Source organism: Oceanicoccus sp. (assembly GCF_029238675.1).
Lineage (GTDB): Bacteria > Pseudomonadota > Gammaproteobacteria > Pseudomonadales > Dasaniaceae > Oceanicoccus.
In genome coordinates this window covers 76,013-85,871 of record NZ_JAQWFR010000007.1, presented here as the reverse complement: position 1 = coordinate 85,871, position 9,859 = coordinate 76,013, and the positions used below count along the sequence as shown (strand labels likewise).

Sequence of the window (9,859 nt, the reverse complement as noted above, 5' to 3'; positions counted from 1 at the left end):
CAGTTGATTGCTAAAATGACAGGTGCTGAACAGCTACCTAGCATTGAAGAAATTGAGCGTCTGTGGTTTGAAATTCAGCGTGAAATGACTGAGTCAGGTAAGGTTGTTAGCTTTACTGCTGAAGTTGCCAAGCCTGGTGGCGAGAAAGAAAGCCGCACGGTTGTTCGTGTTGGTACTTTCAACGTGATCAGCGACGAAGGTCGTTACTTACAGTACATTGCTGAAACTGACACATTAGCTGAATTGGCTCGTCAGCCAAGCGGCGCCTATATGGGTTGGGCTTCTGACCTGGCGGGTTCTACTAGCGGTAAAGTCCCTTTCGGTGCTGACCCTACTGGCCCAAGCGGCGGTTCATTCCTGGCGGCTTTGATCAACTCTCCGACTATCCAAGAGCGTTGGCATCAAGGTGGTAACGTTGGTTATGCCATCACAGCTGTGGGTGCCTTAGCCTTCTTGTTAGCCATCTGGAGACTGATTGTTCTTGCAGCTATGTCTTCTAAAGTGTCTGCCCAGTTAAGGAGCGATAAGGCTAACAACAACAACCCACTGGGTCGTGTGTTGATGGTTCATGAAGAGAATCCAACGATGGATACTGAAACGCTTGAGCTGAAGCTTTCTGAAGCGGTTATGAAAGAAGTACCGAAGATCGAATTTGGTCTTAACCTATTGAAGATCATCGCTGCCGTAGCTCCCTTGATGGGTCTGTTAGGTACGGTAACCGGTATGATCATTACATTCCAGGCTATCACTATCTTTGGTGCTGGTGATCCTAAAGCGATGGCGGGTGGTATCTCGGGTGCACTAGTAACGACTGTATTGGGTCTGCTTGTCGCTATCCCAACAGTATTGCTGCACACCGTTACTAACGGTCAAGCCAAGAAAGTTATTCATGTGTTAGATGAGCAATCAACTGGCATTATCGCTGAGCATACTGAGGCCCAACTGGGAAAATAAATGTATCTCAATGACGTACTAGACTTTATTTTTCGCTTCATGGAGCAGGGCGGGCCAGTACTCTGGTTTATCGCCGCCCTTACCTTCGCGTTGTGGACACTGGTCTTCGAGCGTTTTTGGTATTTTAAAACCAGCTTGCGTCAAGATTTGGATTCCGCAATTAGTACCTGGGAAGCCCGTCGTGAACGCAAGTCCTGGAACGCCCGTCAAATCCGTCGTCAGTTAATTTCCCAGGCTCACCTGAAAATTAATGCTGGCTTACCCATGATCAAAACCCTGGTTGCCCTGGCACCACTGTTCGGATTAATGGGAACGGTAACCGGTATGATAGAAGTATTTAATATCATGGCGGTGACAGGTGGTGGTGACGCCAAGTCAATGGCTGGTGGTGTGTCGAAAGCGACCATCCCAACTATGGCTGGCATGGTCGCTGCACTGTCCGGCGTATTTGCCAATACCTATGTAACGCAAATTGCAGAACGTGAAAGCGTATTGCTTGAAGACCATCTGACAACTGATCATTAAGAGAAATATCATGCGCAGAAATGCTAATAGAAATGCAGGTGGAGAAGAAGGCGGCGAGATTGATTTAACGCCCATGCTGGACGTTGTCTTTATCATGCTTATCTTCTTTATCGTTACCGCTTCGTTTATTAAAGAAGCCGGTATCGAGGTAAACCGTCCTGAAGCCTCGACGGCTACCAAGAAAGAAAACGTAAACATCCTTATAGCCATTAGTGCCACTAACGAAATCTGGATTGATAAACGCCGCATCGACAAGCGCGCTGTTCGTTCTGTTATTGAACGTATGCATGCTGAGAACCCTAAAGGTGCTGTTGTTATTCAAGCGGATAACGAATCCAACACTGAAACTGTTGCTAGCGTGATCGACTCAGCTCGCGCAGCGGACGTTTACGATGTTTCATTGGCCACGGAAAACGATTAAGCCATTATGAATTACCTACGCATATTAATAGGTGCCGGGTTAGCTGCTTTAGTCACTACCGGGCTCTTCTATTTAATGCCGCTGTTAATTGAAATGGCGGACAAAACTTTGGATGAAAAACCGGCCACTAAAATTGCCGACATCACCATGCCGGACCGGGAGATTGAGGCTAACACCAAAGATCCCAAGCCCGACAAGCCTGATGATCCAGAAGAACCTCCACCTGATCTTGATCAGCCTGAAATCGACGATGTGGATATCAATCCAGACGCGGTTAACATGTCTCCAAACATGAACACCAACGTTAATATCGGTTTGGGCAATGGTCTTGGCGGTGCTGACGGTGAATATCTGCCAATTGTTAAGGTAGCGCCCATGTATCCTCGCCGTGCAAATAGCCGGGGTATTGAAGGTTACTGTACGATTGAGTATACCGTGACAAAATCAGGTTCTATTAAAGATCCTGTCGCAGTCGACTGTCAGCCTAAAGGTTATTTTGAACGTGCCTCTATGAAAGCGGCCCTTAAGTTCAAATATAAGCCGCGTGTTATTGATGGCGAAGCTATCGATGTACTGGGCGTACAGAACCGATTCACTTACGAGCTTGAAAAATAAAGCTCGTAAGTAATCAGGCTTAAAACTTCGGAATTAGCTGAATGATTATGAATGTTTTATCACTTACACCACTAAAACGCTGGGGCCGCGCTTTTTTAATTAGCGTACCAGTGTTAGCCGCGCAAGCGGTAGTTCCTGCTTTATTGCAGCCCTACAGCGATCAAGCGTTGATGGGTGTTGCCCAGGCGCAGGAAAAGAAAGAAGAGCAGAAAAAGCGAAAAACCAAACGCACCCAGGCCATGAACAACAAGGTCTATGAAAAATTGCAGGCAGCACAAGAAGCTGTTGAAGCAAAAGATATTGCCGGTGCGCTTGAAATTCTTAATGATTTGAAGAACGGTAGAAAGCCATTGAACGATGCTGAAATGGCTAACGTTCTGAATATGGATGCGTTTATTTACTACAGTAAAGAAGACTATCGCGGCGCATTAAGAGCTTATTCTCAAATCCTGACTTTACCTGAAGCCCCTGAAGGTACCTTGATTCAGGCGCGTTACAGTGTTGCCCAGTTGTACTTCGTCACTGAAGACTATGCCAAAGGTGTTGAAGCCCTATTGGAGTGGTTTGAAGTTACTGAAGCGCCAACAGCCAGCGCTTATATGCTGTTGTCTCAGGGTTACTACCAGTTAAAGCAATATGACAACTCTTTAAAGAATGTTGAGATCGCTATCAACATGTATAAAGAGAAAGGCAAAGTACCTAAAGAAAACTGGTACGGCCTACAGCGTTTCCTTTATTACGAAAAAGAAAACTACAAAAAAGTAGTCGTTATTCTTAATGAGATGCTAATTCATTATCCTAAAAAGCAATACTGGATGCAGTTATCCGGTATGTACTCTGAATTGAAAAACGAACCCAAGCAGCTGCATGCTATGGAGACGGCCTATGTTCAGGGTATGCTGGATAAAGAAAAAGAGCTGATCAATATGGCTTCTTTGCTCTTACTTAACGATGTGCCCTACAAAGCGGCCAAAGTTCTGGACAAAGGCATCAAAGAGAAAACCATTGAAGCTACGTCAAAGAATTTAGAGCTACTAGGTAACTCATGGCGGCAGGCCCAGGAAGTGAAAAAAGCCATTCCTGAAATGGCCAGAGCCGCCGGCAAGTCCGACAAGGGTGACCTGTGGGCACGCCTATGCAGCATCTACCTGGATAACGACGAATTCAAAAAAGCGGTTAACGCTTGTGACAAAGGTTTGAAGAAGGGCGGTGTAAAACGCTCTGATACTGCCTATCTGGTCAAAGGTATGGCGCACTTCAACCTTAAGCAGTACAAGTCAGCTCGCTCTGCCTTTAATAAAGCCGCTAAGGACAAGCGCAGCAAGCAATACGCTGAGCAGTGGATCAAGTTTATGGACCGTGAACTGGCTCGCCAGAAGAGTTTGGAGCGGGTTTAAAATCTGCTTCATCTCAACAAAAAAAGGCGCTGAAAAGCGCCTTTTTTTGTGCCAGTCTCCCGCTCTAATGAGCCGTAGGGTGGATATTGATTTTATTACGGCGGTTGAGGAACCGGAAGAAGAATAATTAATGACGGATTAATCCAGCATTGAGACATCTCTTACTGCGCCTTTATCAGCACTGGTTGCCATTTTGGCATAGGCTTTTAAAGCGGCCGTGACTTTACGCGGGCGATCCGCAACAGGTTTCCAGCCACCATCTTCACGGTTGTTCATCGCTTCACGGCGCTGTGCTAATTCACTATCGGATAAATCAACATTAATGCTGCGATTAGGAATATCAATTTTAATCGTATCCCCTTGCTCCACCAAGCCAATTGCACCACCCGCGGCAGCTTCTGGTGAAGCATGACCAATCGATAAACCGGAAGTACCGCCGGAGAAGCGGCCATCGGTCAACAGTGCGCAAGCTTTGCCTAAACCTTTGGATTTTAAGTAACTGGTTGGGTAAAGCATTTCCTGCATACCCGGTCCACCTTGAGGGCCTTCGTAGCGAATAATCACAACATCGCCTTCTTTTACCAGGCCTTCAAGAATATCCGCAACGGCGACGTCCTGACTTTCGCAAATATGGGCGGGGCCTTCAAATACATGGATGCTTTCATCAACCCCCGAGGTTTTAACCACACAGCCGTCTGCAGCGATATTACCGAACAGTACGGCAAGACCACCTTCTAACGAAAAGGCGTTCTCTAACGAGCGAATACAGCCGTCTGCGCGGTCATTATCCAGCGATGGCCAGCGAGTACTTTGACTGAAGGCGGTTTGCGTAGGAATACCTGCAGGGCCTGCTTTAAAAAATGTTTTAACGGTGTCATCTTCGGTTTGGCAAATATCCCAGCGCTGCAAAGCTTCTTTCATACTGCCGCTGTGAACCGTAGGGCTGTCTTCGTGCAATAAGCCGGCGCGGTTTAATTCTCCCAGTATGCCCATAACACCACCGGCGCGGTGAACATCTTCCATATGGTAAAGCGGGGTATTAGGGGCCACTTTACACAGTTGTGGAACGCGACGTGAGAGGCGATCGATATCCTTCATAGTGAAGTCAATACCGCCTTCCTGTGCCGCTGCCAATAAATGCAGAATGGTATTGGTAGAGCCGCCCATGGCAATATCCAAACTCATGGCGTTTTCAAAGGCATTGAAATTGGCGATGGAGCGAGGTAATAGCGCATCATCATCCTGCTCGTAATAACGACGAGTGATATCAACAATGGTTCGGCCCGCTTGTAAAAACAGTTGCTCGCGATCAGCGTGAGTGGCCAGCATGGAGCCATTGCCGGGAAGGGATAAACCTAAGGCTTCGGTAAGGCAGTTCATTGAGTTGGCGGTAAACATACCAGAGCATGAGCCGCAGGTCGGGCAAGCAGAGCGTTCATACTCGGCGACTTTTTCATCCGATGCGGTGTCGTCAACAGCAATTACCATGGCGTCCACGAGATCGAGTTTGTGGTCTGATAATTTAGTTTTACCCGCTTCCATAGGGCCGCCAGATACAAAAATTACTGGAATATTTAGCCGCATAGAGGCATTGAGCATCCCCGGGGTGATCTTGTCACAGTTGGAGATACAGACAATCGCGTCGGCACAGTGGGCATTGACCATATATTCTACCGAATCGGCGATCAGGTCCCTTGAAGGCAGACTGTAGAGCATGCCATCGTGCCCCATAGCAATACCATCATCGACAGCAATAGTATTGAACTCTTTGGCCACACCGCCGGCTTTCTCGATCTCCCGCGCTACCAGTTGCCCCATATCTTTCAGGTGAACATGCCCAGGCACAAACTGGGTGAAAGAGTTGGCGACAGCAATAATTGGTTTTTGGAAGTCGTCATCTTTCATTCCAGTGGCGCGCCATAGGGCGCGGGCGCCCGCCATATTGCGGCCGGCGGTGGATGTTTTGGAGCGGTACTGTGGCATAGCTAAACCTCTGGTGAAGCGGGTAATTCCAGGGCGGCAAGGATAGCATAGAGTTTATCTTCGCGGGATAAATTGCGTCACTATCACAATAAGGGAATAGGTGCATCGCTGTAACAGGTGTTACAGGAGAAAATGTAACAAAGCGATCTGGTAGTTGGAAAACTTTGCAACAGTCAATATTGTTCTAAGTAATTGTTTTATATAGACTTTATGGATATAAAGCCACGCTTTGCGTCGAAAATGTTTACAAATAGGTCTTTGTGAATGACAAAAATGTTACTAGTTCCTTGTTTTTATTGGTTTTTATAATATCGGCATTATTTGTGCTTAGTAAGCCGGTGTGTAAAGTTTGGCTTGTCTCGGATGGCAAGCTGTTGATTTAGCGATATATTTTGGACGGTATCAAATGAAGAAGTTAATGATAGTGGCTGCAGCTATGGGTTTGATGAATTCAGTACAGCTGGAGGCATTGCCATTTACTGGTACTGAAATCACCATTTTTGATGGCAACAGTACTAACGAGAAGTGGCATCGTGGCAGCGTATCAAAACCCAGGGAAGACGGTGAGGTTGAGCCGGGTATGCAGCATGGCCAAATTTGGGATTTAGAAGGTTTTTGGCTTCAGGATAACGGCGGCCTGGCTATAGTTGGTGGCTATGACTTTAAGAACGGCCAGAGCGGCTTTGATGCAGGTGATATCTTTGTGGATATCGATGGCGACAATATCGCTATTAATCAGGGCGGTGTTCACGGTGGCGATAAGGGCAATACCGAAGTTGTAGATACCTTTGGTTATGATTACGTATTCGACATTGATTGGGAAGCCCAAACCTACGAACTTAGGGAGCTGACCGATAGCTCGGTAACGAGTGAGGCTTTCTATAAAGCAAATTACAGCTCTAGCGCTTGGCTTTACGTGGGGGAAGATGGAAATAACGGCCTTGCTGATTCTGTTGCCAGCGGTTCATTTGATTATGAGACAGGCCTGACTGATGCTGAAGCCGGCTATAAAGGTGATGGCAGAAGGAAAAAAGGTACTCACAAAACAGCCTATAACTTTGATTTAAGTTGGTTTGTTGAAAATGGTATTGATAGTGCCTATTTCCATAACACTATGGGCTGCGGTAACGATAACTTGATGGGTTATGCAGAAAAGATTGGCACCCGTAAAGTGCCGGAGCCTTCTTCAGTGGCGTTATTAGCTCTAGGTGTTATTGGTCTGACGGTGTTGCGCCGTAAAGCTTAAGAATTTAGTCTGTTTAGAATAGCCGCTTAGCGGCTATTTTTTTGCCTGCTATTTATGAATTTAAAATTCTTCCAGCAGGCTATTTAAAAAGCGTCTGCCTGTTGCTGTTGGGTAGGTGCGGTCACCGGCCTGTTGTAACAGGCCGCGTTTTATCAATGATGCCAGCTTTTGATTCAGGGTGGCCAGTGCTATTCCTGTCCTTTGTTCAAACAATTGAGTTTGAAAGCCCTGGTTAAGTCTCAGGCTATTCATCATAAACTCCAGCGGAATTTCATCGGCCGCTAATAGTCTTTCCCCTGCCTTAAAATGTTTTTTCGGATTGAGAAAATCGTTAGGTGCCCTGGTTTTCCAGCGGCGTAAGATCTGTTGATTGGCAATGTCACTTTGCTTGCCATGGGCACCTGCACCAATGCCAATATAATCACCAAAAGACCAGTAGTTAATATTGTGCTGTGATTGTTTGCCTGGCTGGCTATAGGCTGAAATTTCATACTGCTGGTAACGGTGTTGTTGCAAGTGTTGCTCACCGGCAGCCTGGATATCGGCAAGACTATCATCTGGGGGTAGGGTGGGCGGTGCGTTATAAAAAGCGGTATTGGGCTCAATGGTTAATTGATACCAGGAAATATGGGCAGGCGCTAAGTCGATAGCCTGCTGAATATCATCCAGTGCTTGCTGCTGGCTTTGTTGAGGCAGGCCATGCATTAAGTCGATATTAAAATTAGTGATACCGGCACTTTTTGCGGTCGCTGCTGCTTTGATGGCTTCAGTATTGCTATGGATTCTGCCAAGGCTTTGCAGGTGTTGAGCATTAAAACTTTGTACGCCAATGGATAAACGGTTCACCCCTGCGGCGGCATAGCCTGAAAATTTTTCTTGCTCTACCGTACCGGGGTTTGCCTCCAGCGTAATTTCAATATCTGTTGAAAAGGGGATGCGTTTTTCTACTGCGTTAAGTATTTCGGCAATAGCTGCGGCGGAAAACAAACTCGGTGTGCCGCCACCAATAAAAATGGAATGTAGTGAGCGGTTTTGTACCAGGGGTAGTTCTTGTTCGAGATCTTCTATTAGCGCTTTGGTGTAGTCTTGTTCGGGCAGTGTTTCAGTGGTGTGAGAATTAAAATCACAATAGGGGCATTTTCGAATGCACCAGGGGATATGGATATATAAGCTAAGCGGTGGTAGTTCGAGCACGGACAGTGACCGTTAATCCAGGCCCAGCGAGGACCATAGTTCATCAACCCGTTGCTGGGTGGCTTCGTCCATGGTGATGGGCAAGCCCCATTCGCGGGTGGTTTCTCCCTCCATCTTATTAGTGGCGTCAAAGCCGACCTTAGAGCCCAGGCCTGAAACAGGTGAGGCAAAATCCAAATAATCAATCGGGGAGTTATCAATAAATACGCAATCGCGGCGTGGGTCCATGCGGGTGGTCATGGCCCAAATGACATCTTTCCAATCCCGCGCATTAATATCATCGTCGGTGACAATAATAAATTTGGTGTACATAAACTGTCGCAGAAAAGACCATACCCCCATCATCACGCGCTTGGCGTGGCCGGCGTATTGTTTTTTCATGGTGACAACGGCGATGCGATAAGAGCAGCCTTCAGGTGGTAAATAAAAGTCACTGATTTCCGGAAACTGTTTTTGCAAAATCGGCACAAAAACTTCGTTCAATGCCAAGCCTAAAATAGCCGGTTCATCCGGTGGTCTTCCGGTATAGGTGCTATGGTAGATTGGATTGTCACGGTGAGTGATATGGGTCACGGTCATTACCGGGAATTGATCGACTTCATTGTAATAGCCGGTATGATCACCGAAAGGGCCTTCGTCAGCCATTTCACCCGGGGCAATATAACCTTCTAAAATATATTCTGAGCTGGCGGGAATATTTAAATCATTACTTAAGGATTTCGCCAATTCGGTTTTGCTATCGCGCAATAAACCGGCAAAGGCATACTCGCTTAAGTTATCAGGAACAGGTGTCACTGCCCCTAAAATAGTGGCGGGGTCTGCACCTAAAGCCACGGAAACCGGGTAGGGCTTGCCAGGATTTCGTTGTTGGAATTCCTGAAAGTCCAAAGCGCCACCACGGTGGGATAACCAGCGCATAATTAATTTATTTTTAGCGATTAACTGCATCCGGTAAATACCGAGGTTCTGCCGTTCTTTATTCGGTCCGCGCGTTACCACCAAAGGCCAGGTAATTAACGGGCCGGCATCATCGGGCCAGCATGTCTGGATCGGTAATTGATAAAGGTCGACATCGTCGCCGCTGATAATATTTTTTTGGCAGTCGGGCTTGCTGATGATTTTGGGTGCCATCTTTAGCACCTTTTTTAAAATCGGCGCTTTGTCCCAGGCATCTTTTAAACCTTTGGGTGGGTCGGGTTGGCGCAGATAGGCCAGCAGTTCACCAACTTCCCGCAACTTAAGGATTTCGTCTTGCCCCATACCCAGTGCTACCCGTTTTTCGGTGCCAAATAAATTGGTCAGGACGGGGGTGGAAAAGCCTATGGGGTTTTCAAATAAAATGGCTGGGCCGCCGCTGCGTAAAACACGGTCGCAAATTTCAGTCATTTCCAGTTTGGGGTTGACGGGCTCGGTAACGCGCACCAATTCGCCGCGTTGTTCGAGAAAGTCTATAAAGTCACGGAGGTCTTTATATTTCATGGGAATAAATACGTTGGGGCGAGTTAGTAAAACGCGCCCCAAGCA

At 46.9% G+C, this 9,859-nt stretch carries 9 protein-coding genes; 6 read left to right on the top strand and 3 right to left on the bottom strand.

The features are described from left to right. The 5 genes from P8H32_RS03220 to P8H32_RS03200 form a co-directional block, all read left to right on the top strand. Positions 1–954, top strand: a 954-nt coding sequence (locus P8H32_RS03220; RefSeq protein ID WP_301088452.1) for a MotA/TolQ/ExbB proton channel family protein, incomplete at its 5' end; no start/stop codon positions are given. After that, complete coding sequence (locus P8H32_RS03215) at positions 955–1,479, top strand: MotA/TolQ/ExbB proton channel family protein (protein ID WP_297292497.1); 525 nt, start codon at positions 955–957, stop codon at positions 1,477–1,479. A gap of 10 nt (positions 1,480–1,489) precedes the next feature. Then, entirely contained in the window at positions 1,490–1,900 is a 411-nt protein-coding gene (locus P8H32_RS03210; RefSeq protein WP_297292498.1) for a biopolymer transporter ExbD, read from the top strand. Between the two features lie 6 nt (positions 1,901–1,906). Next, entirely contained in the window at positions 1,907–2,515 is a 609-nt protein-coding gene (locus P8H32_RS03205; protein WP_297292499.1) for an energy transducer TonB, read from the top strand. A 41-nt stretch (positions 2,516–2,556) separates the two neighbouring features. After that, positions 2,557–3,912 carry a hypothetical protein gene (locus P8H32_RS03200; protein WP_301088451.1) on the top strand — a complete coding sequence of 452 codons (1,356 nt, stop codon included), beginning with the start codon at positions 2,557–2,559 and terminating at the stop codon, positions 3,910–3,912. Positions 3,913–4,050: 138 nt separating this feature from the next. On the opposite strand, the gene ilvD is transcribed toward P8H32_RS03200, so the two are convergent. After that, entirely contained in the window at positions 4,051–5,895 is a 1,845-nt protein-coding gene (gene ilvD / locus P8H32_RS03195) for a dihydroxy-acid dehydratase (protein WP_301088450.1), read from the bottom strand. A 406-nt stretch (positions 5,896–6,301) separates the two neighbouring features. Between ilvD and P8H32_RS03190 the strand changes: the two genes are divergently transcribed. After that, entirely contained in the window at positions 6,302–7,141 is an 840-nt protein-coding gene (locus tag P8H32_RS03190; RefSeq protein WP_301088449.1) for a PEP-CTERM sorting domain-containing protein, read from the top strand. 60 nt (positions 7,142–7,201) lie between these two features. Here the strand turns inward: P8H32_RS03190 and hemW are convergent, their stop codons facing one another. Both hemW and ubiD read right to left on the bottom strand, forming a co-directional pair. Further along, positions 7,202–8,335 (bottom strand): radical SAM family heme chaperone HemW, encoded by a 1,134-nt coding sequence (hemW, locus tag P8H32_RS03185; RefSeq protein ID WP_301088448.1) that lies wholly within the window; start codon positions 8,333–8,335, stop codon positions 7,202–7,204. A 12-nt stretch (positions 8,336–8,347) separates the two neighbouring features. Next, complete coding sequence (gene ubiD / locus P8H32_RS03180) at positions 8,348–9,814, bottom strand: 4-hydroxy-3-polyprenylbenzoate decarboxylase (RefSeq protein ID WP_301088447.1); 1,467 nt, start codon at positions 9,812–9,814, stop codon at positions 8,348–8,350. Positions 9,815–9,859: the final 45 nt, after the last annotated feature.

What these genes read in the sequence shown, in the direction of transcription:
- P8H32_RS03190 (WP_301088449.1), top strand. Translation starts at nt 6,302, where the DNA reads ATGAAGAAGTTAATGATAGTGGCTGCAGCTATGGGTTTGATGAATTCA.
- ubiD (WP_301088447.1), bottom strand. Translation starts at nt 9,814, where the DNA reads ATGAAATATAAAGACCTCCGTGACTTTATAGACTTTCTCGAACAACGC.
- P8H32_RS03215 (WP_297292497.1), top strand. Translation starts at nt 955, where the DNA reads ATGTATCTCAATGACGTACTAGACTTTATTTTTCGCTTCATGGAGCAG.
- P8H32_RS03200 (WP_301088451.1), top strand. Translation starts at nt 2,557, where the DNA reads ATGATTATGAATGTTTTATCACTTACACCACTAAAACGCTGGGGCCGC.
- P8H32_RS03205 (WP_297292499.1), top strand. Translation starts at nt 1,907, where the DNA reads ATGAATTACCTACGCATATTAATAGGTGCCGGGTTAGCTGCTTTAGTC.
- P8H32_RS03210 (WP_297292498.1), top strand. Translation starts at nt 1,490, where the DNA reads ATGCGCAGAAATGCTAATAGAAATGCAGGTGGAGAAGAAGGCGGCGAG.
- ilvD (WP_301088450.1), bottom strand. Translation starts at nt 5,895, where the DNA reads ATGCCACAGTACCGCTCCAAAACATCCACCGCCGGCCGCAATATGGCG.